The sequence below is a fragment of the Actinomadura sp. NPDC048955 genome, assembly GCF_040649435.1.
Taxonomy (GTDB): domain Bacteria; phylum Actinomycetota; class Actinomycetes; order Streptosporangiales; family Streptosporangiaceae; genus Spirillospora; species Spirillospora luteofluorescens.
Genome location: NZ_JBEZJI010000011.1, coordinates 72152 through 97075, shown reverse-complemented (window position 1 = coordinate 97075; position 24924 = coordinate 72152). Strand labels below are relative to the sequence as shown.

At 73.2% G+C, this 24924-nt stretch carries 25 protein-coding genes; 14 read left to right on the top strand and 11 right to left on the bottom strand.

The annotated features are described in order from the left end of the window. Positions 1 to 48 precede the first annotated feature (48 nt). Positions 49 to 798 carry a TetR/AcrR family transcriptional regulator gene (locus AB0C84_RS14105; protein ID WP_361065330.1) on the top strand — a complete coding sequence of 250 codons (750 nt, stop codon included), beginning with the start codon at positions 49 to 51 and terminating at the stop codon, positions 796 to 798. On the opposite strand, the gene hrpB is transcribed toward AB0C84_RS14105, so the two are convergent. Continuing rightward, positions 785 to 3295: an ATP-dependent helicase HrpB gene (gene hrpB / locus AB0C84_RS14100; RefSeq protein WP_361065327.1), complete on the bottom strand. Its 2511-nt coding sequence runs from the start codon at positions 3293 to 3295 to the stop codon at positions 785 to 787. The two genes, AB0C84_RS14105 and hrpB, sit on opposite strands and share 14 nt — an antisense overlap. Positions 3296 to 3582: 287 nt before the next feature. Between hrpB and AB0C84_RS14095 the strand changes: the two genes are divergently transcribed. Then, complete coding sequence (locus tag AB0C84_RS14095; RefSeq protein WP_361065324.1) at positions 3583 to 4350, top strand: NERD domain-containing protein; 768 nt, start codon at positions 3583 to 3585, stop codon at positions 4348 to 4350. Positions 4351 to 4404: 54 nt separating this feature from the next. On the opposite strand, the gene AB0C84_RS14090 is transcribed toward AB0C84_RS14095, so the two are convergent. Then, positions 4405 to 4812 (bottom strand): hypothetical protein, encoded by a 408-nt coding sequence (locus AB0C84_RS14090; protein ID WP_361065474.1) that lies wholly within the window; start codon positions 4810 to 4812, stop codon positions 4405 to 4407. Between the two features lie 172 nt (positions 4813 to 4984). Beyond that, on the bottom strand, positions 4985 to 5350 hold the full coding sequence (locus AB0C84_RS14085) for a hypothetical protein (protein WP_361065321.1): 366 nt from the start codon (positions 5348 to 5350) through the stop codon (positions 4985 to 4987). 81 nt (positions 5351 to 5431) lie between these two features. On the opposite strand from AB0C84_RS14085, the gene AB0C84_RS14080 reads away from it, so the two are divergent. Beyond that, positions 5432 to 6157: a histidine phosphatase family protein gene (locus AB0C84_RS14080; protein WP_258943723.1), complete on the top strand. Its 726-nt coding sequence runs from the start codon at positions 5432 to 5434 to the stop codon at positions 6155 to 6157. On the opposite strand, the gene AB0C84_RS14075 is transcribed toward AB0C84_RS14080, so the two are convergent. Continuing rightward, a complete protein-coding gene (locus AB0C84_RS14075) occupies positions 6141 to 7589 on the bottom strand; it encodes a GAF domain-containing protein (RefSeq protein ID WP_361065317.1) in 1449 nt (482 codons plus the stop codon). The genes AB0C84_RS14080 and AB0C84_RS14075 overlap by 17 nt on opposite strands. Positions 7590 to 7856: 267 nt before the next feature. On the opposite strand from AB0C84_RS14075, the gene AB0C84_RS14070 reads away from it, so the two are divergent. The 6 genes from AB0C84_RS14070 (at position 7857) to AB0C84_RS14045 (ending at position 13315) form a co-directional block, all read left to right on the top strand. Further along, a complete protein-coding gene (locus AB0C84_RS14070) occupies positions 7857 to 8024 on the top strand; it encodes a hypothetical protein (protein ID WP_179847770.1) in 168 nt (55 codons plus the stop codon). An 82-nt stretch (positions 8025 to 8106) separates the two neighbouring features. Continuing rightward, positions 8107 to 8667, top strand: coding sequence for a hypothetical protein (locus AB0C84_RS14065; RefSeq protein WP_361065314.1), 561 nt, complete (start codon positions 8107 to 8109; stop codon positions 8665 to 8667). A gap of 34 nt (positions 8668 to 8701) precedes the next feature. Continuing rightward, the gene (locus tag AB0C84_RS14060) at positions 8702 to 9760 is read left to right on the top strand and encodes a beta-eliminating lyase-related protein (protein WP_361065311.1); all 1059 of its coding nucleotides are present in this window, start codon (positions 8702 to 8704) and stop codon (positions 9758 to 9760) included. Positions 9761 to 9860: 100 nt separating this feature from the next. Continuing rightward, positions 9861 to 11054, top strand: coding sequence for a beta-ketoacyl synthase N-terminal-like domain-containing protein (locus AB0C84_RS14055; protein ID WP_361065308.1), 1194 nt, complete (start codon positions 9861 to 9863; stop codon positions 11052 to 11054). A 190-nt stretch (positions 11055 to 11244) separates the two neighbouring features. Beyond that, positions 11245 to 12165 carry an oxygenase MpaB family protein gene (locus AB0C84_RS14050; protein WP_258943728.1) on the top strand — a complete coding sequence of 307 codons (921 nt, stop codon included), beginning with the start codon at positions 11245 to 11247 and terminating at the stop codon, positions 12163 to 12165. Positions 12166 to 12268: 103 nt separating this feature from the next. After that, positions 12269 to 13315, top strand: a complete 1047-nt coding sequence (locus AB0C84_RS14045) for a lysylphosphatidylglycerol synthase domain-containing protein (RefSeq protein WP_361065305.1) — start codon at positions 12269 to 12271, stop codon at positions 13313 to 13315. Between the two features lie 19 nt (positions 13316 to 13334). On the opposite strand, the gene AB0C84_RS14040 is transcribed toward AB0C84_RS14045, so the two are convergent. Both AB0C84_RS14040 and AB0C84_RS14035 read right to left on the bottom strand, forming a co-directional pair. Beyond that, positions 13335 to 14144 carry an amidohydrolase family protein gene (locus AB0C84_RS14040; RefSeq protein ID WP_361065302.1) on the bottom strand — a complete coding sequence of 270 codons (810 nt, stop codon included), beginning with the start codon at positions 14142 to 14144 and terminating at the stop codon, positions 13335 to 13337. Then, a complete protein-coding gene (locus tag AB0C84_RS14035; protein WP_361065299.1) occupies positions 14134 to 14706 on the bottom strand; it encodes a TetR/AcrR family transcriptional regulator in 573 nt (190 codons plus the stop codon). The genes AB0C84_RS14040 and AB0C84_RS14035 overlap by 11 nt, the downstream gene beginning before the upstream one ends. A gap of 252 nt (positions 14707 to 14958) precedes the next feature. On the opposite strand from AB0C84_RS14035, the gene AB0C84_RS14030 reads away from it, so the two are divergent. Further along, a complete protein-coding gene (locus tag AB0C84_RS14030) occupies positions 14959 to 16128 on the top strand; it encodes a Cmx/CmrA family chloramphenicol efflux MFS transporter (protein WP_179847762.1) in 1170 nt (389 codons plus the stop codon). Here the strand turns inward: AB0C84_RS14030 and AB0C84_RS14025 are convergent. Then, positions 16074 to 16889, bottom strand: a complete 816-nt coding sequence (locus tag AB0C84_RS14025; protein WP_179847761.1) for an SGNH/GDSL hydrolase family protein — start codon at positions 16887 to 16889, stop codon at positions 16074 to 16076. The genes AB0C84_RS14030 and AB0C84_RS14025 overlap by 55 nt on opposite strands. A gap of 353 nt (positions 16890 to 17242) precedes the next feature. Next, positions 17243 to 17548, bottom strand: coding sequence for a PGPGW domain-containing protein (locus AB0C84_RS14020; protein ID WP_312879584.1), 306 nt, complete (start codon positions 17546 to 17548; stop codon positions 17243 to 17245). A 146-nt stretch (positions 17549 to 17694) separates the two neighbouring features. Here AB0C84_RS14020 and AB0C84_RS14015 point away from each other — a divergent pair, with 146 nt between their 5' ends. Then, positions 17695 to 18189, top strand: coding sequence for an NUDIX domain-containing protein (locus AB0C84_RS14015; protein WP_361065294.1), 495 nt, complete (start codon positions 17695 to 17697; stop codon positions 18187 to 18189). Between the two features lie 18 nt (positions 18190 to 18207). Next, positions 18208 to 18600: a PPOX class F420-dependent oxidoreductase gene (locus tag AB0C84_RS14010; protein ID WP_361065291.1), complete on the top strand. Its 393-nt coding sequence runs from the start codon at positions 18208 to 18210 to the stop codon at positions 18598 to 18600. A 141-nt stretch (positions 18601 to 18741) separates the two neighbouring features. Here the strand turns inward: AB0C84_RS14010 and AB0C84_RS14005 are convergent, their stop codons facing one another. Both AB0C84_RS14005 and AB0C84_RS14000 read right to left on the bottom strand, forming a co-directional pair. Then, positions 18742 to 21381 carry a tetratricopeptide repeat protein gene (locus AB0C84_RS14005; RefSeq protein WP_361065288.1) on the bottom strand — a complete coding sequence of 880 codons (2640 nt, stop codon included), beginning with the start codon at positions 21379 to 21381 and terminating at the stop codon, positions 18742 to 18744. A gap of 1 nt (position 21382) precedes the next feature. After that, the gene (locus AB0C84_RS14000; protein WP_361065285.1) at positions 21383 to 21685 is read right to left on the bottom strand and encodes a trypco2 family protein; all 303 of its coding nucleotides are present in this window, start codon (positions 21683 to 21685) and stop codon (positions 21383 to 21385) included. Between the two features lie 436 nt (positions 21686 to 22121). Here AB0C84_RS14000 and AB0C84_RS13995 point away from each other — a divergent pair, with 436 nt between their 5' ends. Further along, positions 22122 to 23069, top strand: coding sequence for a hypothetical protein (locus AB0C84_RS13995; protein ID WP_361065282.1), 948 nt, complete (start codon positions 22122 to 22124; stop codon positions 23067 to 23069). A gap of 23 nt (positions 23070 to 23092) precedes the next feature. Here the strand turns inward: AB0C84_RS13995 and AB0C84_RS13990 are convergent, their stop codons facing one another. Further along, on the bottom strand, positions 23093 to 23413 hold the full coding sequence (locus AB0C84_RS13990) for a hypothetical protein (RefSeq protein WP_361065279.1): 321 nt from the start codon (positions 23411 to 23413) through the stop codon (positions 23093 to 23095). An 84-nt stretch (positions 23414 to 23497) separates the two neighbouring features. Between AB0C84_RS13990 and AB0C84_RS13985 the strand changes: the two genes are divergently transcribed. Next, entirely contained in the window at positions 23498 to 24922 is a 1425-nt protein-coding gene (locus AB0C84_RS13985) for an alpha/beta hydrolase (RefSeq protein ID WP_361065276.1), read from the top strand. The last annotated feature ends 2 nt before the right edge of the window (positions 24923 to 24924 follow it).

The following is a 24924-nucleotide window of genomic DNA, read 5'->3' as shown; positions in this document are numbered from 1 at the left end:
AATATAACGTACGCAGTACAGAGTTTCATTCCCTGAGAGGATCGGCCGGTGACCGAGTACAGCGGGGCGGGCGACCCCAAGCGCACCCTGGAGCTGCTGTGGGGCCTGCGGGAGCGCCCCAGGCGGGGGCCCAAGCCGCGGCTGACCGCGGAGGAGATCGTCCGGGCGGCGGTCCGGCTGGCCGACGCCGAGGGCCTGGACGGGCTGTCGATCCGGCGCATCGCCGAGGAGCTGGGCGTCTCCCCCATGTCGATCTACACCTACGTGCCGGGCAAGGCGGAGCTGATCGACGTCATGGTCGACCGCGCCTTCGGCGAGCTGGAACCGCCCGCCGGCGGCTCCTGGCGGGCCTGCCTGGAGCACATCGCCCGCGGCGACTGGGCGCTGTTCCACCGGCACCCTTGGCTGCTCCAGATCACCACGGTCCGGCCGCCGCTCGGCCCGAACACGTGCGCCAAGTTCGAGTACGGGCTGCGCGCCGTGGACGGCCTCGGCCTCAGCGACGTGGAGATGGACTCGGTCGTCGCGCTCGTGACCGGCTTCGCCGAGAGCTCCGCCCGGGTGTCGGTCAACGCCGCCGAGGCCGAGCGCCGCAGCGGGATGACCGACGAGCAGTGGTGGGAGGCGAGCGCCCCCCTCCTGGAGACGCTGGTGAACGAGGACGACTACCCGCTCGGGACCCGCGTCGGCGCCGCCGTCGGGTCCGAGTACGGCTCCGCCGTCGCGCCCGGCCGCGCCTTCGAGTTCGGCCTCGCCCGCGTCCTGGACGGCATCGAGGTGCTGATCAGCTCCCGCTAGCGCGCCTGGTGGTCCGTTTGGTCGCGACGGCGCCCGCCGGGTCCTCCGGCCACGGGTGCCGGGGGTAGCGGCCGCGCAGCTCGGCCCGGACCGCCCGGTACCCCTCGCGCCAGAACGAGGCCAGGTCCGCGGTGACCGCCGCGGGGCGTCCCGCGGGTGACAGCAGGTGCACGACCAGGGGCACCCGGCCGCCCGCGAGCCGCGGCGCCGCGTCCCACCCGAACAGCTCCTGCAGCTTCACCGCGAGGACGGGCCGCTCCCCCGAGTAGTCGACCCGGATCCGCGACCCGGACGGGACCTCGACCCGCTCGGGCGCGTACTCCTCCAGCCGCTTCGCCAGGTCCCACGGCAGCAGCCCGCGCAGCAGGCCCGCGACGTCCACCTTCGCCAGGTCGGCCCGCCGCCGCGCGCCCGCCAGCCACTCCGGCGCGCGCTCCAGCAGCGCCGCGTCGTCGACGGCGGGCCAGGGCTCCCCGAGGGCTCCGCGCAGGAACGCCAGCCGCTCCCGCAGCGCGACGGCCGCCGGCGTCCAGCGCAGCAGCCCGAGCCCCTCCGCGCGCACCCCGTCCAGCAGGGCGGCCCGCACGAGTGCGGGATCGGGATCCCGCAGCGGCCGCGCCTCCAGCTCGATCGCGCCGAGGCGCTCGACGCGGCGCGCCACCACGTCGCCGTCGCGCCACGCCACCTCCTCGGCGGTCTCCAGCAGCGGCGCCGCCGCGGACCGCGCGATGTCCTCGTCGATCACCACGGCCTGCCGCACCCGCGCCGACGCCGCCCCGGCCGGACGGTCGGCCGCCGCGACCGCGATCCAGGCGGGCCGCGCCGCGGCCAGCGCCGACCCCTCCGCCGGCTCGGCGCCCGTCCCGGACGCCATCAGGTAGCCGCTCCCCCGCCGCGCCCGCGCCACCCGCTCCGGGAACGCCAGCGCCACCACGGTGCCCGCCGCATGGTCGTCGCCGAGCCCCGCCGGCGCCCCGTCCCGCCCGGCGAGCGACCGCTGGAGGCGGGCCGCCTCGTCGCGCCACCGCGCGGCGTGCGGGTCGGCGGGACGGTTCCGGCCGCGCAGGGCGCGCCAGACGGCGGTGAGGTCGTCGCCCGCCGAGCGGGGCGGCGGCTCGGACAGCAGCGCGACGATCTGCGCCGCGTCGCGGGCGCCGACCCGCGGGGCGCCGTCGAGGAGGGCGCGGGCGAGGCGGGGGTGCAGGCCGACGCGGGCCAGGCGGCGGCCGCGGTCGGTGGCGCGGCCGTCCCGCAGGGCGCCGAGCGCATGCAGGGTGGAGCGCGCGGCGTCCATCGCGGCGGTTGGGGGCGGGTCGGGCAGCGCGAGGCCGGTCGCGCCCGGGTCGCCCCAGCAGGCCGCCTGGAGGGCGAAGCCCGTGAGGTCGGCCAGCTCGATCTCGGGGCGGGGGCGGGCCGGGAGCCGGTCGTGCTCGGCCTGCGTCCAGCACCGGTAGACGGTGCCGGGGGCCTCGCGCCCGGCGCGCCCGGCGCGCTGGTCTGCGGTGGCGCGCGACGCCCGGACGGTGGTGAGCGAGCCGAGGCCGCGGGCGTGGTCGGTGCGCGGCTCGCGGGCGAGGCCGCTGTCCACGACCGCGCGGACGCCGGGGACGGTGAGGCTCGACTCGGCCACCGAGGTGGCGAGGACGATCCGGCGGCGGGACGCGGGCGCGAACACCTCGTCCTGCACGCGCCCCGGCGCCTGTCCGTGGATCTGCAGGACCTCGGCGGGCGCGCCGGACAGCAGCCCGGCGACGCGGGAGATCTCGCCGACCCCCGGCAGGAAGCACAGCACGTCGCCGTCGCGTTCGGCCAGCGCCCGGCGGGCGGTCGCGGCGACGTGCGCGAGGAACCCCGGGTCGACGCGCATGCCGTGCGGCGGCGGGACGGGCCGCGGCGGCGGCGCCCAGACCGTCTCGACCGGGTGGAGCGCCGCCGCGGTCTCCACGACCGGGGCGCCGCCGAGCAGGCGCGACCACGGGCCGGTGTCGGCGGTGGCCGACGCGGCGACCAGGCGCAGGTCGGGGCGCAGCGCGGCGCGCACGTCGAGCAGGAACGCCAGCGCGGTGTCGGCGTCCAGGTGCCGCTCGTGGCACTCGTCCAGGATCACCGTGCCGACGCCGTCGAGCTCGGGGTCGGACTGCAGGCGCTGGAGGACGACGCCCGTGGTGACGACCTCGACGCTGGTGCCGGGCCGGTTCTCGCCGCGGACGGTGACGCCGACGCGGTCCCCGACGCGTTCGCCGAGGAGCCAGGCCATGCGGCGGGCGGCGGCGCGGGCGGCGAGGCGGCGGGGCTCCAGGACCAGGACCTTGCCGGGCGCGGGCGGGGCGCCCCGACCGTCCGCGAGGGCCAGCCCCGCGAGCGCGAGGGGGACCAGGGTGGTCTTCCCGGTGCCGGGAGGCGCCGCCAGCACCGCCGCGCCGTGCTCGTCCAGGGCCGCGCGCAGGGCGGGGACGGCGTGGCGGACGGGGAGGTCTTCGGCGGCGCTGAGGTGCATCGTCCCAGTCTGCCGCGCCGCCCGCGCCAACCGGAAATCAATTGCAGCGAAAAAGGCTTTGAATGTTGCGGTGATAGTTGCACCGCGCCTTTCAGCCAATCTCCGGCGGCTCTTCTGCGTTGTTCCCCCGAATCGTCGCACGAATCACACGCGAACGAGCAGGTGAGGAATGCCCCAGGTCCAAGAAGTGGCGCGGAAGTTTGATTTAAGTCACCTCGCGAAGTGTGGCGGCAATGCCGCGGCGTCCCCATACTGGTGGCGTCTAAGCAGGTGCTGGGAGGACGGACATGTTCGGCAGTTCCATCTACCTCAGGGACCGCCCCGCTTTCACCGGCGGTTCACCGCAGGCGGTGTACGAGGAACTCTGGCAGCGGGGCCGAAAAGGACGATTGCGGACACGCGCCTTTCTGTCGGCCGCGACGCTCGTGCTGTGCGCTCTGCTGGTCAACGCCGTTTTCGGAATCGTGATGGCCGTTGTGGTGGCGGCCTCGGACACGCTCGTCCATTGGCGCATTTACAGCGCGTCGCGGGTGTGGCGGCTCGGGCTGCGCGGCGATCAGCGCATGAACCGCTTCCTCCGCCACACGCTGGAGCGGCGCGGGCACCGCGTGCTGCACGCCCGGACCGTCCCCGAGCACGGGATCGCCGACCAGCTGGTGGTCGGGCCCGGCGGCGTTTGGCTCGTGCACAACGAGGCCTGGTCGCCCGGGGCCGAGGTGTCCCAGCACGGCGGCCGGCTGTTCATCGACGGCCGGACGCAGTCCAAGCTCGTCGCAGGGCTGACCGCGCGGGCCGAGGCGGCCGGCGCGGCGATCTCCCGCGCCGCGCGGACGCCGGTCACGGTGACGCCGGTGCTGGCCGTGCACGGCGGCAAGCTCGCCCGCACCCCGTTCACCGCCGACGGCATCGTGTTCGCGCCGCCGCTGAAGCTGATCCGCTGGATGCGCCGCAACCCGGCCGCCGACCGCTCCGCCGAGGAAGTCGAAGCGATCACCCGGGCGGCCGTGCACGCCCTGCCGGTCGGCTCGAACGCCGCGGCCCGGACCGCGGCGTGACCGGCCCCCTCCCGGGAGGACGGCATGACCCACAGACACCTGTGGCCGGAGGGCTCACACGCCGCCGCTCACAGGGCGCCCACCGCCCGCGGGGGTTCCGCCACCTCTGCGGGCGGTGCGGCGCAGCCAGAGCAGCCCCACCACCGGCAGGACCAGGGGCACGAACCCGTAGCCGCGCCCGTACACGGACCAGACGGTCTCGTCGGGGAACGCCGCGCGGTCGGCGATGCTGAGCGTGCCCACGGCGAGCACGCCCACCAGCTCCGTCGCGCAGGCGGCGACTGCGATCCGGAACGAGGTCCGGCCACCCCGGGCCAGGGCCACCGTCGCCAGGACGTAGACGGCGGCGGCGAGCGCCGACAGCAGGTAGGCGGCCGGCGCGTCGGCGAAGCGGGTGGCGATCTGCACGCCCGCCCGCGCACCGGCCGCGAGCGCGAAGATCGCGTAGACGGCGACCAGCAGCCGTCCCGGCCCGCCGGCGGTGGCGCCGGGCCGGGCACCGCCGCCCGTGCGGGCCTCGGCGCCGGCGCGGGCGCCGTCGTCCGCGCGGGTCAGCGGCCCCTGGACCGCGGTCTCGGGGCCGGGCGGGTCCTCCCGGACGGGCTCGGTCCCGCGGACGGGCTCGTGTTCGGGCTCAGGCACCGGTGCCGCTCCACAGCTGGTTCATCCGCACGATCATGACGGCGACGGCCACCCCGGCCACGACGAGCACGGTGGGGCCCCACCGGGTGCGCTCCAGCAGCCCCCACCCGGCGCCGGCGGCGGGGATCAGCAGCGACCCCAGCAGGTAGCCGACGAAGGTGGCGGCGCCGTCCGGCCCCTCGCCGCCGGAGAGCCGGACGAAGGCCACCACGGCCTGCGCGACCAGCAGCACCTCCAGGACGCCGAACGCGGCGAGGTCGCCGGCGCCCATCGCCCGGCCGCGCAGCGCCGTCACCAGGGCGTAGCCGGCGGCCAGGAGCGCCACCACGATCGTCGTGGTGGACAGCACGTTCGTCACGGCACCAAAGAGTACTACCGGCTGTAGAGCAACCGGGACGGCGCCTCCGGGCGGGGCCGGGAGGCGGCGGGGCATGGCAGCATGGCGGGCGTGAACGCGCTGCGATGGCTGACCCTGACCCGGCACGGTGAGAGCACCGGCAACCTCGCCTTCCAGGCCGTCCTCGGCACCGACGCCGAGGAGGCCGACATCTCCGAGCGGGACGCCGACATCCCGCTGTCGGACACCGGCCGGGCGCAGGCGGCGGGGCTCGGCCGCTGGCTGGAGGCGCTCCCCGAGGACGAACGCCCCACCACGGTGATCACCTCCCCCTACCTGCGGGCCCTCGACACCGCCAGGATCGCGCTCGCCGAGACGTCCTTCCCCGCCCCGCGCATCCAGGTGGACGAGCGGATCCGCGACCGCGAGCAGGGCGTGCTGCAGGGGCTGACCCCCCGCGGCGTCCGCAACCGGTTCCCGGAGGAGGCCGAACGGCTGCGCCACCTCGGCAAGTTCTACCACCGGCCGCCCGGCGGCGAGTCGTGGGCCGACCTGGCCCTGCGGCTGCGCAGCTTCTACCGCGACCTGCAGGCCGGCGCCCCCGGCGGCCGCGCCCTGGTCGTCGCCCACGACGCGATCATCGTCATGACCCGCTACCTGGTGGAGGAGCTGACCGAACAGGAGATCATGCGGATCGAGAAGGAGCCCATCGCCAACGCCTCGGTCACCCGGTGGCGGCACGACGGGACCGGGCTCGCCGCCGTCTGCTACAACGACTGCGCCCACCTCGCCACCGCCGCGGTGCCGCCTCCTACGGCTCGCCGCTGAGCAGCCGGGCGCTGCGCGAGGCCACGGCGGCCCGCCGCGGATCCCCCAGCGGCAGGACGCCCCGCAGCCGCTCCAGCGCCTCCAGGTCGGCGGCGCCCGGCTCGGACTGCGCGTAGGCCCACAGCACGTCGGCGCCGCCCCGGTCCAGCACCTGCCGCCGGACCCGCACCGCCAGTTCGTCGCGTTCCGCGCGGACGGCGGGAGCGTCCGAGCGCGGCAGCAGCTCTCCCCCGTACAGCCGCACGGCACCGGCGACGTCCCCCTCGTCCAGCAGCCGCCGCACGGTGAGGAAGTCGGCGTCGACCGCGCAGCCGAGCCGGTAGGGGCGGGCCCGCACGATGTCGCCGAACTGGTGGCGGAGCCGGTGGATCTCGGGGCGGACGGTCGCCGCGCTGCCCTCGTCGCCGTACAGGTACAGCGAGAGCCGGTCGCCGCTCAGCCCGCGCGGATGCAGCGCCAGCAGCGCGAGGATCTCGGCGTGCCGCAGCGTCAGGTCGAAGGGCCGCCCGTCCAGCAGCGCGTGCGGCCCGTCGCCGAGCAGCGCCAGCGCCAGCAGCGGCGGCCCCCCGGCCGCGGCCCTGGCCGCCAGGCCGCGCCCGGTCGGGGCGCTCTCGTCGACCCGGCCGCGGGCCCCCGGGATCCGCAGCAGGAACGCCTCGGCCAGCGGCTCGGCGATGGCGGTGCGCCCGTCCGGCAGCATGACCGTCCCGCCCGGCTCGGGGACGGTGACGCGCCGACCGACCAGCGCGCCCTCCTGTGCGGCGAGGATGCGGCCGGTGGCCGTGGCGAGGACGCCGGTGCCGCGCAGCCCCCGCAGGTGCGGCAGGAGCCGCTCGCGCAGCCGCTGGTCGCGCACCAGCATCTCGTTCTCCAGCCGCGCCTCGGCCAGCCGCGCCGCGGCGGCGACGAGCGCGACGGTCGCGGGGTGCAGCGCCTGCACCGTCGCGCTGACGTCGATGCAGCCGACCACCCGCCCCGAGTCGGGATCGGTGATCGGCGCGCCGGCGCACGACCAGCAGTGCAGGACGTGGGCGACGTGCTCGGCGGCGTACACGTACTCGGGCCGCCCGGAGGCGAGCGCGGTGCCGATGCCGTTGGTCCCGACGGCGTCCTCCGACCAGAGGAAGCCCTCGGTCAGGCCGATCGCGTCGGCGGCGCGGCGGGCGAAGGCCGGGCCCTGCGTCCACAGCACGTGCCCGGCGGCGTCGGTGATCACCATCAGGTGCTCGGCCTCGTCGGCGACCCGCCGCAGCAGCGACTGCAGCATCGGCAGGTGTGGTTCGAGGGGGTGGGCGCCGCGGGCGTCGGAGAGGGAGTCCCGGTCGAACACCAGGGGCGCCGCCTCCACGCCCGCGTCGACGTCGGCGTCCTTGGAACGCCGCCACGACTCGGCGATCGGCGCCCGGACGGTCACCGGCTCGCGCACCACCATCGGCCCTTTCTCCCGGAGGAAGCCCGGCTCGTTCGAGCATCGGTCCATCGTCTGGACGGCGCAACCGATTCGCCGGATCCCGCCTGACCGGATCGCGGCACGGTCCGTGACCGGATGATCGCAACGTGCATGCAACGTGGCTGCGCCTACCGTGAGCGTCGCCGGGGAGCCAGAGGACCATCCCGTGGGTCCGCCGTCCCGCACGCGTCCGGGGGGAATGCGTGCGGGACGGCCCCGCTCTCCCGGCGCTACGGGGGGAGAACGACCATGCTCTGCCTGACATGCCACCGCGTCCGGCCGGCCGCGAGCCGGGCCGACTACACCGCCGAGCGCGCCTCGCTCATCGTGCGGCAGGGACTGTGCACCTGCAGCGCGCCGCCCGGCCGGCCGTGGCGCCGCGAGCCCGTCCGCGAAGGCGCGCACGCCCCGAAATAAACCGGTGAGTTCACAAAACGTTCACGGTCGATTCGCCTACAGTTTAAGGAGATTCCACCCGCCGGCCCCGGAAGGGAGCGCCATGACCGTGATACCGGGTCTCGTCCGCCGCGCCGCCGCCGAGGTGGAGCGCCATCTGCGCGAGGGCGCCGGCGCCCTCGTCAGGGCCGGGCGAGATCTGGAGCGGTCGGCGGAGCTCGTCCGGCTGCTGCCCTCTCTCGTCGAGCGCCTGTCGATCCTAGAGCAGGCCGTCCGCGTCCAGGACACCGAGCTCCGCACGATCCGCACCGAGCTCGACTCGCTGGTCGGGCAGCTCAACGACCGGCTGCTGCCGCGCCTCGACGAGCGCATGGACGACACCGAGCGCGACCTGGCCGCCGTCGCGACCAGCCTGATCCGGACCGGCCGCGACACCGCCGGCAACCGCGCCCGGCTGGAGGCCGCCGAGCGGCGCGTCGCCGACCTGCGCTCCAAGGTCGCGGCGCTGGAGCAGCGGACCGGGATCTGGCGCGACCTGGAGTCCACCGTCACCAGGTTCGGCGACGACCTGGACGCGATGCGCGCCCGGATGGCGCCGCGCCCCGCCGAGCCGCCGGACGCCCTGCCCGCCCCGGTGCAGAACCTCACCGACCGCCCGGCATAAGGGGACATCGGCGGGCGTCCTGGAGAATGGGCGCATGACTCAGCCGTCCGACATCCGTCCGTCCGCCGCGCGCGGTTTCGCCAGCGACAACCAGGCGAGCGTCCATCCGGAGGTCCTCGCGGCCCTGGCCGAGGTCAACACCGGGCACCAGCCCGCCTACGGCGACGACGCCGTCACCGGCCGGCTGCGCGAGGTCGTCCGGCGCCACTTCGGCGAGCAGGCCGAGGTGTTCCCGGTGTTCAACGGGACAGGCGCGAATGTGGTGTCGCTGCAGGCCATGTCGGAGCGGTGGAGCGCGGTGGTCTGCCCGGAGTCGGCGCACATCAACACCGACGAGTGCGGCGCGTCCGAGAAGATCGCGGGGCTGAAGCTCGTCACGGTGCCGACGCCGGACGGCAAGCTCACCCCCGACCTGGTGGACCGGTACGCGACGGGCTTCGGCAACGTCCAGCGGCGGGAGCCTGCCGTCGTGTCGATCACCCAGAGCACGGAGCTCGGCACCGTCTACACCGCGCAGGAGACGGCGGCCGTCGCGGCGGCGGCGCACGAGCGTGGCCTGTCGGTCCACATGGACGGCGCCCGCATCGCCAACGCCGCCGCGTCCCTCGGCCTGCCGCTGCGCGCCCTCACCACCGACGCGGGCGTGGACGTGCTGTCGTTCGGCGGCACCAAGAACGGGCTGCTGCTCGGTGAGGCGATCGTGGTCCTCGACCCGGGCGCCGTGCGGGGGACGGCGTACCTGCGCAAGTCGAGCATGCAGCTGGCGTCCAAGATGCGGTACGTGTCGGCGCAGCTCATCGCGCTGCTGGACGGCGACCTGTGGCTGCGCAACGCCGCGCACGCCAACGCCATGGCCCGCCGCCTGGAGGCCGCCGCCCGCGCCGTCCCCGGCGTCGAGATCACCCAGGACGTCCAGGCCAACACCGTGTTCGCGCTCGTGCCGGCGGGCGCGGCCGAGCGGCTGCGCAAGCGGTTCCCGTTCTACACCTGGGACGAGGCGACCGGCGAGGTCCGCTGGGTCTGCTCCTTCGACACCACCGAGGACGACGTGGACGCCTTCGCCGCCGCGCTCGCCGAGGAGACGGCGGCCTGACCGGCCCGTTCATCCCGATCATCGGGAGCGCGCACGCCCGCCCGGCGGCCCGGGGGTTATGGTGTAACCGAACAGGATTCGGTTACAGGAGGCGAGCCCGATGGCCAACCGCACCTTCGTCGTCGGCGTGGGCATGACCAAGTTCGAGAAGCCCGGCTCCCGCGACTGGGAGTACCCCGACATGGCCAAGGAGGCCGTCGGCAACGCCCTGGAGGACGCGGGCGTCGGCTACGACGCCGTCGAGATGGCCTACGCCGGCTCGATGTACGGATCGATGGGCCAGCGTGCCCTCTACGAGACCGGCATGACCGGCATCCCGGTCATGACCGTCATGAACGCGTGCGCGACCGGGTCCAGCGCGCTGTTCCTCGCCCGCCAGGCCGTCCGCGGCGGCCTCGCCGACTGCGCGCTCGCGCTCGGCATGGAGAAGATGAAGAAGGGCTCGCTCGGCGCCGGGATGGGCGAGTCCAAGGTCACCATCATCGACCACCACCTGCGCTCCATGACCGCGGGACGCGAGTGGGAGCTGGACAAGGCGCCCATGCCGCAGATGTTCGGCAACGCCGGCCGCGAGCACATGGAGAAGTACGGGTCCACCCCCGACCACTACGCCTGGATCGGCTGGAAGAACCACAAGCACTCGGTGAACAACCCCTACGCGCAGTTCCAGACCGAGTACTCCCTCGACGACGTCAAGAACGCCACGATGATCTTCGACCCGCTGACCAAGCTGCAGTGCTCCCCCACCTCCGACGGCGCCGGCGCCGCGCTCGTCGTCAGCGAGCGGTTCCTGGACGAGCACGACCTGTGGGACCAGGCCGTCGAGATCGCCGGCCACCACATCGCGAGCGACACGCAGGAAAGCTTCGCCGACCACTCCTCCATCCAGGTCGTCGGCTTCGGCGTCTCCCAGCGCGCCGCCCGGAAGGCGATGGACGAGGCGCAGGTGTCCATCGACGACGTCGACGTCATCGAGCTGCACGACTGCTTCAGCGCCAACGAGCTCATCACCTACGAGGCGCTCGGCATGGCCGAGGTGGGCGAGGGCCACAAGCTCGTCGACGACGAGGCCACCACGTACGGCGGCACGTGGGTCGTCAACCCCTCCGGCGGCCTCATCTCCAAGGGCCACCCCCTCGGCGCCACCGGCCTCGCCCAGTGCGCCGAGCTGACCTGGCAGCTGCGCGGCAAGGCCGGTGCCCGCCAGGTGGACGGCGCCCGCGTGGCCCTCCAGCACAACATCGGCCTCGGCAGCGCCTGCGCCGTCGCCGTGTACAAGCCCGCGACCGCCTGACCCGCGAGACGGCAGGGCTCAGGGAGGTCCGCACAGGTCGATCGAGGTCGACGACACCGTCGCCGGCGGAGCGCGTCCATGGCGCGCTCCGCCGGCGACGGCCGTTCCGGCACCCCACCATGCGACAACAATTGACTTTTGTCTCACAGCGGCTACGGTGAAAGCACATAGTTACCGGTCAGGAGGCGCGATGCCCGCCCCGTCCCCGCCCCCGACGGTCGCCACAGCCGCCGCACGTAAACCCGCCCGGACCGCCGCCCGCGCCCCGCTCGGCCCCGGCACGCTCCTCTGGCGGTACGCCGCCGACCTGCGCTCCCTGCTACCCGGGGCCGCCGCCGGGCTGATGCAGCTCATGCACCCCGGCATCGGCGCCGGCGTCACCGAGCACTCCGCGTTCTTCGACGCGCCCTTCGACCGGATCCACCGGTCCGTCCCGCAGATCTGGGCGACCATCCTCGCCCCGGACGGCGCCGCCCGCGCCCGCACCATCCGCGACCTGCACCGCGCCATCGGCGGCGTCGACGAGCACGCCCGCCGCTACCACGCCCTCGAACCCGAGACGTTCTGGTGGGCGCACGCCACCTTCACCTGGGAGATCTTCAAGGCCGCGGAGACCTTCCACCCCGGCACCCTCACCGCCGAGGACCACGAGCAGATGTACGCCGAGACCGTCACCTGGTACTCCCGGTACGGCGTCAGCATGCGCCCCGTCCCCGCCGACTACGCCGCCTTCCAGTCCAGGTTCTGGCACATCTGCACCCGGACCCTCGAACTCACCCCCGCCGCCGCCCGCGCCCTGGAGATCGCCAAGCACGGCTCCGGCACCCTCACCCTGCTGCCCGTCGGCGGCTCCCGGGTCGACCGCGCCGGACGCCTCGTCATCGAGCGCCCGCTCCGGCTGATCACCTTCGGCTGCCTGCCGCAGACCGTCCGGAACCGCTTCGACATCCCCTGGTCCCCGCTCGACCAGGCGCAGTTCGCCGCGCTCGCCCTCGCCAACCGGCAGGGCTACCGCATGATGCCCACCGGCCTCAACCACCGGGCCCTGCGCGGCATGCTGCGCTACATCGGCGCCCAGACCCGCCAGAACCGCTATCGCCCGGCCGCCTGAACAGCCGTGACCTGCGGGCCCGCGGCCCGCAGGTCACCCAACGTTCTTGTCGAAGGGGCCCGGAGGTCGCGTGCGCTTCAGCCGGGTGGCCGAACACTGAGGTGTGGAGACGATCACCGCCGGCGCCGACCCCGCGGCGTCCGCCAGGCTCCCCGGCCTCGGCGCCGACGCCGCGACGCGGTCCCTCGCCCAGCGGATCCGCCGGGCCCGCTGGGCGGTCGGCGGGCTCCTGCTGACCGTCCTGACCGCCGCCGCCCTCGCGACCGCGGGGCCGCTTCGACCGGCCCTGTCGGCGCTCGGCCACATGCGCTGGGGGTTCCTGCCGAGCCTGGTCCTGCTGTCCCTGCTGCACTACGTCTGCTCCGCGGTCGCGCTGCGCGGCGCCGCCGGCCGCCCGCTGCCGCTGATCAGGACGACGATGACGCAGCTCACCGCGTCGGCCGCCAACCGCGTCACGCCCGGCGGCCTCGGCGCCGCGGCCGTCAACACCCGCTACCTCGTCTGCCGCGGCCTGCCGCTGCCCCGCGCGGCCGTCGCCGTGACGGTCCTCCAGGTGGCCGGCGTCCCCGCCGACCTGCTGCTGATGGGCGCCGTCCTCGGCCTCGGCGCCGTCCTGGCCCCGGACGGCGGCAACGACCGGATGCTGGACGCCCTCGGCCACCACGCCTCCCGGGCCGCCGGTCTCGTCCCGCCCCTCCCCCTGCTCATCGCCTGCGGGGTGCTGCTGCCCGCCGCCGCGCTGTGGGGCCGCCGCGCGGCCCGCTCCACCGCGGCCCGCAGCGCCGCGGGCGGGCTCGCCGACCTGTGCCGCCGCCCGCGCGACCTCGCGATCACCCTCGCCGCGTCCGCCGGGACCACGTTCGTCCTCGGAATCGCGTTCGCCCTCAGCGTCCTCGCCATCCCCGGGACGGCGGTGGGCCCAGCCGACGCGCTGGCGCTCCTCGCCGCCTACCTGGTGGGGGCCGCGGCGGGCTCGGCCGTCCCGACGCCCGGCGGTGTCGGCTCCACCGAGGCCGCCCTCGTCGCCGCGCTCGCCGCCCTGGGCGTCGCCGCGGTCCCGGCCCTGCACGCCGTCCTGCTGTTCCGGGCGGTCACGTTCTGGGCGCCGGTCCCCCTCGGGATCCTGGCCTGCCGGACGCTCCGGCGGTGACCTTTACATTGTAGATCAATTACAGGCGGAAGACCTTCCGGGCGTTGCCCGCGAGGAACGCCTCCCGCGCGTCCTCGCCGAGGCCGAGATCGTCCAGGCCCTTGAGGGCCCGCTCGGCGGTCAGCATCGGATAGTTGGTGCCGAACATGACCTTGTGGTGCCGGTCCTGGGCCATGTACCGGACGAGTTCCGGCGGGTACCTGCGAACCGTGTAGGCGGACGTGTCGACATAGACGTTCGGGTGCTTGCGGCACACCGCGACCATCTCCTCCGTCCACGGGTAGCCGATGTGCCCGCCCACGATGACGAGTTCGGGAAAGTCGAGCGCCACCTGGTCGACGTACGGGATCGGCCGCCCCGTCTCGCTCGGGCGCAGCGGCCCCGTGTGGCCGACCTGCGTGCAGAAGGGGACGCCCAGTTCCACGCATTCGGCGAACAGGGGATAGAAGCGCCGGTCGGTGGGCGGGAGCTCCCACAGCCATGGCACCACGCGCAGCCCCTTGAAACCCAGTTCCCCCACGCACCGCCGCAGCTCCCGCACGGCCTCCATGGGCTTGCGCAGGTCGACCGAGGCGATGCCGGCGAGCCGGCCGGGGGCCTGCCGGACGAACGACGCGACCTCGTCGTTGCTCACGAGATCTCCCTCAGGCCCGTACCAGGCGCTGATCAGGCCGACGTCCACTCCCCCGGCGTCCATCGCCGCGACCGTGGTGCCGACCGGGACCTCCTCCGCCGGCGGCTCCTGCCCGGTCCACCTCCAGAGCGAGTCGAGCATCTCGTGCCGCAGGAACCGCACCGTCCCGTGCTGCATCCACGCGTCAATCACCATGGGCACCTCCCACCGACCGCCATGCGGCCTCGCTCAGCGATCCGACCTGCCCGCCGTCCGGTTCGGGGCACTGGCCGTTCAACCAGAGCCGGCACAGTTCCTGCGCGGGCCCGAGCCACAGGACGAACGCGGTCACCGCGTCCACGTCCAGCAGCGCGCCGTGCCGCACCTGCACGCGCCACCAGCTGCGCACTTCCCGGAAGAACCCACCGTTGCGCTCGGCCAGCCCTTCGCTCCCGGCGGGCCGCTCGGTGAACATGAAACGGGCCCGGTCGGGATGCTCCCTGCACCACCGCACATGGAAGGCCACGACCGAGGTCACCGCCTCCCGCGCGCCGTCACGGGCCTTCAGCTCGGCGAGGAAGGCGTCCTGGTACATCCCGATGCTCTCGACGAACAGCGCCTCCGCCACCTGCTCCTTGCCGGAGAAGTGGTGGTAGAAGCTGCCCACGCTCACCCCGCTCGCCGCCCTCAGCCCGCTCAGCGTGGTCCCGGCGACCCCGTCGCGCCCGAACAGCTCCAGCGCCGCCCGCAGGATCCGCTCCCGTCCGGCCTCCTTCATAGAACATTATTCTGCCATACCAGAACAATGTTCTGTGCGGGCGGCGTCCGGACCCCTGCTAGCCTCATGACCATGTCCAGCCCCGAGTCCGACAGACGCTGACTCCCGGGCGGCTCCCCCTCGTGCGGGCCGCCTGAGGCGGGCTGCCTTTCTTTCTTCCTTTCTGCCGTGCCGTCCGTGCCGATGCCGGACGGCCATCTCGGCGCAGCCCCCCAACGACAGCCGACCTGTTCGCCGTCTCGGGAGACTCCCTTGCCATTCGCCGTCTACGTCCTCGGGCTCGCCGTGTTCGCCCAGGGCACCTCCGAATTCATGCTGTCCGGGCTCGTCCCGGGCATCGCCGCGGACCTGGGCGTGTCCATCCCCGCCGCCGGCCTGCTCACCTCCGCCTTCGCCATCGGCATGGTGATCGGCGCCCCGTCCATGACGCTGCTGGCCCGCCGGTGGCCGCGCCGCCGCGCGCTGCTGGCGTTCCTCGTCGCCTTCGTCGCCGTCCACGTCGTCGGCGCCCTCACCACCAGCTACGCGGTGCTGCTGGCGACCCGCGTCGCCGCCGCCCTGGCCAACGCCGGGTTCTGGGCCGTCGCGCTCGCCACCGCCACCGCGCTCGTGCCCCCCGCGGCCCGCGCCCGCGCCACGTCCGTCGTGGTCGGCGGCGTCACCGTCGCCTGCGTCGCCGGGGTCCCGGCGGGCGCGCTGCTCGGCGGGGCGTGGGGGTGGCGGGCCGCCTTCTGGGCGGTCGCGCTGGTGTCGCTGCCCGCCGTCGCCGCGATCGCCAAGGCGATCCCGGAGGAGCGTCCGTCCGCGGGCAGCGCCCGCACCGAACTGCGCGCCCTGGCCAACGGACGGCTGCTGCTCACCCTCTCCGTCAACGCGCTGTTCCAGGGTGCGACGTTCTGCACCTTCACCTATCTCGCGCCGCTCGCCACGAACGTCGCCGGTTTCGGCTCCGCCTGGGTGCCGGCGCTGCTGGCGCTCTTCGGCCTGGGGTCCTTCGCGGGCGTCACCATCGGCGGACGGATCGCCGACGCGCACCCGGCCGCGCTCATCGCGGCCGGCATGACGTCCCTGACCGCCGGGTGGGCCGTCCTCGCGCTCACGGCCGGAAGCCCGGCCGCGGTGGTCGTGCTGGTGTTCGTCCAGGGGATGCTGGCGTTCGGGACGGGCCCCGCGCTGATCTCACGCGTCCTGGAGCAGGGCTCCGCGGCGCCGACGCTGGCGGGCGGGTTCGCCACCGCGGCGTTCAACGTCGGCGGGACGCTCGGCCCGTGGCTGGGCGGGACCGCGATCGGCGCCGGCCTCGGCTACCGCTCCCCCGTGTGGGTGAGCGCGATGCTGATGGCCGGCGCGATCGCGGTCCTCGCCGGTCAGGTCTGCTTCTGGAGGGCCAGGCTGGCCGAGCCCGTCAGCGCAGGCAGGTAGCCGGAGCGGTGGCCCAGCGCGGTCGGGTGGTAGGACGAGCCGATCGGGATCGTGACCGCGTTGAGCCAGTCGTCGCCGGAGCACAGCTCGTGCCCGGAGAACTCGTCCCGGACGTCCGACCAGGTGAACCCGGCGCGTCCCGCCGCGGCGGAGACGACGGTGTCGAGGGTGTCGGCGGCGTGGTTCAGCGCGGTGCGCTTGGTGTTGCTCAGCCCGGCGCACCAGTCGACGATGACGTAGAGGCGCGGGTACCCGAGGACCACCACCCGCGCCGACGGGGACTTCGCGCGGATCTTTCCGTACAGCGAGTCGAGCTGCCCGGGAAGCGTGTTCTTCATGTAGGTCTCGGCCTGCGTCACCCTGCTCTGGCACGAGGCGTTCGACTGCAGGACGCAGGTCTGCATGACGTCGGCGAACCCGGCGTCGTTGCCGCCGGCGGTGACGCTCACGAGCGTCGTGGAGGAGCTGAGCGCGCCGAGCTGGCCGCTGGCGACGGTCGTGGTGGTCGCACCGGAGCAGGCGACGAACTTGTAGGACGACGTCGCGTGCGACGCCGCCCACAGGTTCGGGTAGGCGTTGGCGCTGCGCTGGCACGATCCACTGTTCGGGTCGTAGTTCCCGGCCCCCGTGCCGGACGAGTAGGAGTCGCCGAGGGCGACGTAGTCGGGCCCGGCCGCCGAGGCGGACCCGGACCCGAGCAGTGAGGCGGCGGCGAAGGTCGCCGCACCGAAGGCGACCAGGTAGGGGCGGGGCAGACGCATCGGCACACTCCGGGGCGACGTATCGAATTGTGTCTTCCGTCCTATACCCGTGCCGCCTTTATGCCAAGCTCAAGACTGATCAACTTTGTTTGGCATGATTCGCCATTGTCATCCGAAACAGCCAAAATCTCGGGGCCGTCGGCCTCAAAACCTCACAACCATTCCGGCATGCTCCCCAGCAGCCCCAGGGGCCCGTCCCGCATCACAGGCCCTGCCCGCCGGCACGTTTCTCCCCCGAAAGGAAGGACCAATGCGGCGATATTTGCCTAACTACCGCTGATTCGCAGCAGAAGAGCGGATGGGGCAGGACGCCAGAAATGCGTCCTGCCCCATCCGCTCACGGCGGCGCGGGCTCAGCCCTTCCGGCCGAGGCGGGAGGCCCCGCCCCGGACGCGGTGCCACGCGGCCCGCGCGTGACGGTTCACGCTCGTGCTGACGCGCCTGGCCGTCGGGAACTCGGTGCCGAGCAGGCCGAGTCCGGCGAGGATCGCGACGATGCCGGGGCCGGGCAGCACGAGCATGGCGACGCCCGCGACGATCAGCGCGGTGCCGGCGACCGCGACGCCGACCTTGCGGAGCAGCCGGACGTGCGCGCCGCGGCGGCTCTCGGTCGCCGCGCCGGCGTCCGTCCCGGCACGGTCCATGGCGGTCGTGGTCACATCGTCCCCCGATCTACGTACACGGCTTTCTTCTGGGACGAACCGGCATGCCGCGGAAGATCCCCGATCCGGTGCGGTGTGGTCAGCGTCACAACGCGTTCCCCAGGCCGGCCGCCCGCCTTCCAGGGCCCGCTAGCATCGCGGAAATGAAGACCCCGTTCGGCGCGCGGGCCCGTCTCGGGGTCCTGGCCGCGCCGGTGTGGAGGCGGCTGAGCGGCCCGGCGCAGTGGCGGCTCGCGCGGCTCCGGCATCACACGTTCCTGGTGTACGCGGGAGGGGTCGTCCAAGACGAGCAGGGCCGGATCCTCCTGCTCCGTCACCGCCTGTGGCCCGCGTACCGCGCCTGGGGCCTGCCCGGCGGATACGTCGACGCGGGCGAGCGGCTCGAAGACGGGGTCGCGCGCGAAGTCCGGGAGGAGACGGCCCTGGAGGTCGAGGTCACCGTGCCGCCGCTCCACGTCGCGGGCGGGTTCCGGCACCGGATCGAGGCCTACTACGCGGCCCGCGTCGTAGGCGGGCGACTCGACCTGGACGCGGGCGAGATCCTGGAGGCCCGCTGGTGGCCTCCCGACGCGCTCCCGGACGCGATGTCGCCCCGCCTCCGCGCCGTCCTCGCCTCCCTTGACCTCAGCCGCGGTTGAGGTTGCACCCTGGACGGCATGAGCCTCACCGACCTCGAACGCGAATACCTCTCCACCCAGCGCCTCGGCCGCCTCGCCACCGTGGGCCCCAAGGGCGACCCGCAGAACAACCCGGTCGGTTTCGACTACAACCCCGAGACCGGCACGATCGACATCGGCGGCTGGAACCTCACCGCGTCCCGCAAGTACCGCAACCTGCGCCACAACGACCAGGTCGCCTTCGTCGTGGACGACCTGGCCTCCGTCGAGCCGTGGCGGGTACGAGGCATCGAAATTCGCGGCCGCGCCGAAACCACGACCACGGAGGCCCCCCGTTTCAGCGGCGACATCATCCGCGTCCACCCGCACACCATCTTCACCTGGGGAATCGACCCCGCCACCAACGGAATGACCAAACGCACCACCAAATAACCACCCCGCCCCCGACCACGAGGACCACAAGGCTTCGATCAGCACTTCAGGGGAAAGTGATGACGAGCATCGCCCCGCCGCCGAGCAGCTGCGACTCCTGTGTTGCGCTCACCTCATCGGGCTTCGGAGGGTGGGCGGGGCTTAGTTCTCTTCTGAGAGGTCTGCCAGGATCTGGCGCAGTTCGGTGGCTCTTGTGGGGGCGTTGATCTCCACGAGGAGGTCGAGGGCCTCGGAGTAGGCTCGCCTGGCGTCGGACGGACGGCCGGCGTGGCGGTGGACGTCGCCCAGGATGCGCAGCATGGTGGCCAGACCGGACTCGTTCTCGACCTCCCGGTGGAAGGCGACGGCCGGCCTGAGAACCGCTTCGGCGTCGGCGAAGCGGCCGAGGCCGTCGTAGGCCAGCGCCAGGTGCCAGGCGCACCAGACGATCTCGTCGCGGTCGCCGCGCCGTTCGCTCGCGGCCATCGCGTCCTCCAGGACGCGGGCGGCGTCCGCGTGCCGGCCGAGTTGCCGGTACGCGTCGGCGATGTGCGCGGCCAGCCAGATCTCGCCCGCCGTGTCGTCCCGGCTCCGGTAGATCGCCTGCGCCTCGGCGTAGCGGTCGAGGGCCCGCTCGGGCTGGTCGAGGTCGCACTGGAAATCGCCGAAATGGGTCAGGACCCACGCCTCCTTGCCGGGATCGTCCATGGAGCGGACCACCTCCAGCGCCCGCTCGTAGAGCGGCGGCGCCTCATCCCCGCGCCCGAGGAGCCGGCGCGCCTCGGCCAGGTGGATCAGCGACCCCAGCTCGGCCGGGCCGTCCCCCGCGCGTCGCGCCGCCTCCACGGCGAGGGCCTTGACCACCTCCATCTCCTCCCAGTGCGCGCGGTAGAAGATCAGTCCGTAGAGCGACTCGGCGATCCTGACGACGAGCCCGTCCTCCCGCGCCCGCGCGGCGGCCCGGAGGCTCGCCCGCACGTTCAGGGACTCCTCGGCGAACCACGCGATCGCGTCGGCCGGAGGCTGCTCGTGCGCGCCCGGCCGTGCCATCCATTCGTGCAGGCGGTCGCCGTACCAGCTCAGTGAGCGCCGGAACGCCTCCTGCCGGGCGGACGCGGACTCCTCGTCCGCCATGCGTTCCCCGGCGTAGAGCCGGAGAAGGTCGTGGAGGCGGTAGCGGTCGTCTCCCGCGACCTCGATCAGGTGCCGGTCCGTCAGTTCGCCGAGCATGCGCTCGGCGTCCTCGTCGTCCACGTCACCGGTGCGTGCGACCAGTTCGGCGGTGAAATCTCCGCCCGCCAGAACGCCCAGATGGCGGAACAGTCTCGCCGTGTCGGGCCGCAGTGACCGGTAGCTCAGTTCGAAGCTGCTGCGCACTCCCCTGTCCTCACCTTGGAGACGGGATATACGCCTGGTCCCGTCCTGAAGTTCCGACAGGTAGCGGGCCGGCGATGCGCGTCTCATCACCAGATGCGCGGCGGCGATGCGGATGGCCAGCGGGAGCCCGGCCAGGAGTTCGATGATCGTGAGGGTGGACGGCCGGTCGCGGCGCACCACCTCGGCGCCGACGATGCGTTCGAACAGCCGGAGGCCTTCGGGGTCGGGCAGCGGGTCGAGCCGGAGCCGGTCGGCGCCGTCCAGCGAGGCCAGCGTGGCCCGGCTGGTCACGATCACGGCCGTGCCGGGCGTTTCGGGCAGGAGCGGGGCGGCCTGCCGCGCCTCGGACACGTTGTCGAGCAGCAGCAGGCTGGGCCCCTGGCGCATGCGCGTCTGGTACTCGCGCCGGCGCTGCACGGGATCGCGCGGCATCTCCTTGCCGGACAGTCCGAACGCGGCCAGGACCTCCACTGTGGCGGCGTCCGCGGTGGCGGCCGCGGCCACGTCCACCCGGATCCGCGCGTGCGTGAACGTGGGGGCGAGCCTGTGGGCGAGCTCATTGGCCAGTTCGGTCTTCCCGACCCCCGCCATGCCGTGCAGGACGACCAGCGGACACGTCTCGGTCAGCCGGTCGGTGAGCAGGGCGCCCGCTCTCGCGATCACCTCGTCCCGGTCGGTGAAGTCCGGGAGCGATCTGCTCAGGTTCACGTGGCCCGAGGAGAACGGGCGAGGGCGTTGCGGGCGCGGGAGGCGCGCCAGGTTCCCCAGCCCGAGTTCCCGCCCCCAGGGCGTGTCGCGCATCGTGTCGGCCCAGCGGTCCAGCGGGGCGACGGTGAGGACGGACGGCCCCTCTGACAAATGGTGCTCCACCACCACGCCGATGGCGAATTCGTCTCCTGAGCCGTCGTCGGCGAATACCAGGGCCCCGGACATTCCCTGCCATTCGCTGACACCTCGCCCGCCGGCCGATCGCGGCATGCGGGAAACACCCAACTCCATCAGGTTCGTGCGAAGGTTCGAGCCCGTCGGGATGGAACCGCTCACCTGAGCGCTTTCACGACGCGGGACCTCGGACGGGCCCCGCGGACGTTCCTTCCATCTGGGAAAGCCGATCGCCCAGCACGGGCCGACCTGGCCCGTCCGGGAGCGGTCGACCCGGGCGAAACGGACCGGGGGCAGGTCGTCCGGCACGGAATCCCCTGCCACCGCCAGTAGGGCGATGTCTCCCGGTTCGTCCACCATGACGACTTCGGCCGGATGCTCCGTCTCGTCCACCCGCCGGACGAGCAGCGTCGCGGCGTCCATGACGTTGTGCGCCGCCGACAGCACCCACCGCCGTCCGACCAGGTAGCCGGAGCCCACGTTCCACCGGCCGGCGGGACTCCGGCGCAGGATCTCGACCGCACGGGCCGTGAGCTCGGCCATCTCAGGGCTTGTTCCCCAGGTCGCGGGTCACCTTGATCGGGCGTCCGTCGCCGTCGAGCGGCGGCTCCAGCGTCACCGTCACGCGCTGCATCTCCTCGCGCCGGTAGGACCCGTCGCCGCCCAGTTCGAGAACCCAGAACTTCGCCTTGCCGGACCCCCCGCCCTGGCGCGTGACCCCGACGTGGAACTCCAGCTGTATCTGGCCGACGCCGAAAGCGAACTCCGACTCCTTCCCCGCCGCCAGAGCCTCCATCAACTCCGCGCGAAGCGCGGCAATGCTCTCGGCAAGACCGAGCTCACCCATGGATTCCTCCCCTATCCGCGTTCCGTCGAGGGGCGGACGACCAAACCGAATGATCTTCCGGGTGAAGGACGCCTTCTGCCGCCGCGCGGTCCGCGAATCAATACTCCATGAGCTTCGGCACTCGTGACGAGAGGGATTTGGCCGTGCGGCCAGAAAAGGCCATTCGAGTACCGACAGGGCAGGAGGAGGCAGGCAGCGGCCCTACGACCGGCACGGGCCGTCCACGCCGCGGCAGGACGTCGCCGCGCACCTTGATCACGGGCCCTAGGGTTTCGGCTCCGAGGTGAGCGAGCCCGCACCGGCGGGTGCGCTTGTCACGCCATTTCTCCGGCATCGCCAGGCCATTTATGGCCAATGTCGGCAAGATGATAGGAACGCGTGATAAAACTCTGCACGACCGGGCCGGACGAGGGAAGAACGACCGTCAGGAGCCCCGATGAGCGAGAGACGCGAGACGCCCCCGCCGTGGTCTCCGGCTATCAGCACCGAGTGTCCGGTCGGTGTCGCGCATCAGGCGTGGATCGAGGCGTCGATCACCTGGTTCGCCCGGGAGTTCGGCCGCGAACCGGCGTTGCGGCCGATCGTCCTGCCCCGGCTCGATCTGTACCCCTCCGGCTACACGGGCACGCCGAGGCAGATCGACGACGTGGTCGCCAGGATGTGCGGGCTGATGGGGATCGACCGGTCCGGGCTCATCGTGGAACTGTTCGACCGGGAGGGCGAGGACGCGACGGCGGGCGAGGGCACGCGCGCGGTCGGGCACTACTACGTCGAGGACGGCCGGGCGGTCATCGGGCTGGACGTGACGGAGGCGTCCGACGCCCCCTACCTGATCGCCGTGATCGCGCACGAACTGTGCCACGTCCGCCTCCTCGGCGAGGAGCGGATCACCACCGGGCGCAAGGACCACGAGCGGCTCACCGATCTCCTCACCGTCTATTTCGGGTTCGGCGTCTTCAGCACGAACGCCGCGCTGAGATTCGGCGAGACCGCCCGCGGCTTCTCCGTCCAGCCGCTCGGCGATCTGGACGAGCGCACCCTGAACGCGGCCCGCAACGACGGCTATTCGCGGCTCGGGTATCTGACGGAGCGCGAGTTCGGGTACGCGATGGCCTGCTATGCCTGGCTGCGCGGCGAGACCGAGCCGCCGTGGGCGGGCCACCTCGATCCGGGGCCGCGGGCCTTCCTGCGCCAGGGACTCGCCTATCTGGCCCGGTCCGCCCCGCCGGGCGAGTTCCCGACCCGCCGTTCCGGAGGCGTCCCGGTCACGGTCCGCGTGATATCGAAGACCGGCCCCGCATGGCTCGGCGGCCTCCACCTGACGGTCAAGCCGGCCAGTTGGCCTCCGGACGCGCCCGGTCATGGCCCCTCGCACCCGGTTTAACGAATTCAGTGCGCCTCGCGAGGCTACCGGCGCTGCTGTGCCAGCAGTTCCATGGCCTCTCGCCAGTGCAGATGCGAATGCTTCTCGGCCAATGCGGAGTGCTCGTGACAGAACCATTCCACCTCCGCAGGATGGCCGACCCAGCCCTCCCGCTCTCGTTCCCGGGAGGCCGCCTCCTCCTGCGGGGTGAGCGCGAACCGGATGGTTTCGAACGACGAGAACGACGCCTCGTCGTCGGGGGTGCGTAGACAGATGAAGCACATCGGCGGCCTCAAGGCGGCTCCTCGGTAGGCGAGAATTCTCCAGAACGGTAACGCGCCAGCGGCCGCCGGTGGCGTGAGCATCGGCCGAACGGTCGATGCCCGCGGGCCGGGACGCGACCGTCCGGCCGATGTGCCCGCCGCGCCGCATCAGCAAGATCGATCTGCATGAAGCGACCCTCTGTGCTGGCGGCGTTCGCCCTGACCATCCCGCCCTTGATGGCCGTCCCGGGAAGCGCGGCGGCGAGCACGATCGCCTGGCGGGCCTGCGGGAGCACCGGCGCCGAGTGCGGGACGGTCACGGTGCCCATGGACTGGTCCCACCCGGACGGGCGGAGGCTCTCGCTGGCCGTGACCCGCCGGAAGGCGACCAAGGCCCGTGTCGGCACGCTGCTGTACAACCCCGGCGGCCCCGGCACGGGCGCTGCCGACCTGGTCCGCGACTGGGCGCCGCAATTCTTCTCACCCCGGTTGCGGGAGCGGTTCGACATCGTCGGCATCGACCCGCGGGGTGTCGGCGGTAGTGAACAGATCTCTTGCAGGTTGCCCGTGCACGATCCGCAAGTGACACAGTTCCCCAGCTCCGAGCGTGAGTATGAGCGCATGGTGGCCCGGAACAGGGCGGTCGGAAAGAGCTGCGATCCGCTCATCCGGTACGTCGACACTGTGAGCGTGGCGCGTGACTTCGACGCCGTGCGCGCCGCTCTGGGGGAAAGGAAGGTCAGCTACCTGGGACGTTCGTACGGCAGCATGCTCGGCACCCAGTACGCGCGGCTGTTCCCCGATCGCATCCGCACCATGGCACTGGACGGTGTAGTGGACCACGGCATGCCGTCCCGCCGTCTGACAGGCCAGGCGGCATCGGCCGTGGAGGACTCCTTCGACCGGTTCGCGGCCTGGTGCGCGCGGACAACCGACTGCGAACTGCACGGCCGTCCCGTCGCGAAGGTGTGGGACGAGCTCGTTCACAGGGCCGAACGCCGTCCCCTGCCGGTCCCCGGTGGGCGGCCGCTGACAGCAGAGGAACTGCGCTACAGCGTCTACGCGATGCTGACGTTGTTCCCCGAGTTCGGGCAGGGCCTCGCACGAGGCATCGCCGAAGCCGACAGGGACGATGCCTCGCTGCTCGGGCGGATGCGCGACCAGGCGCTGTACGACCCGGCGAGCACGGCCGCCTACCGGGCGATCCTGTGCCAGGACATCGACCCGCAAGTGTCCGGCTTCGGCGAGTTGCGCAGGCGTGAGCGCATGGTCCGGCTGCGTGCCCCGCACATGGGCGGAACGTCGGAGTTCTGGGACATGACGACCGGGTGCATCGGCTGGCCCGTCCGCCCGGCCGATCCCCAGCGTCCGGTGCACATCCGCGACGCGCCGCCCGTCCTGCTGGTGGGCAACACCCACGACCCGGCCACGCCCCTGCGGTGGGCGAAGAGCCTGAGCCGCGGCATCCGTGGCTCGCAGGTCCTCGCCTACGACGGCGACGGGCACACCGCCTACCTCCGCAACCGCTGCGCGACCTCCGGCATCGACCGCTACCTGCTCACCGGCGCGCTCCCGAGCGTCCAGTCCTGCCCCGCCGACCCGCAGCCCTAGGC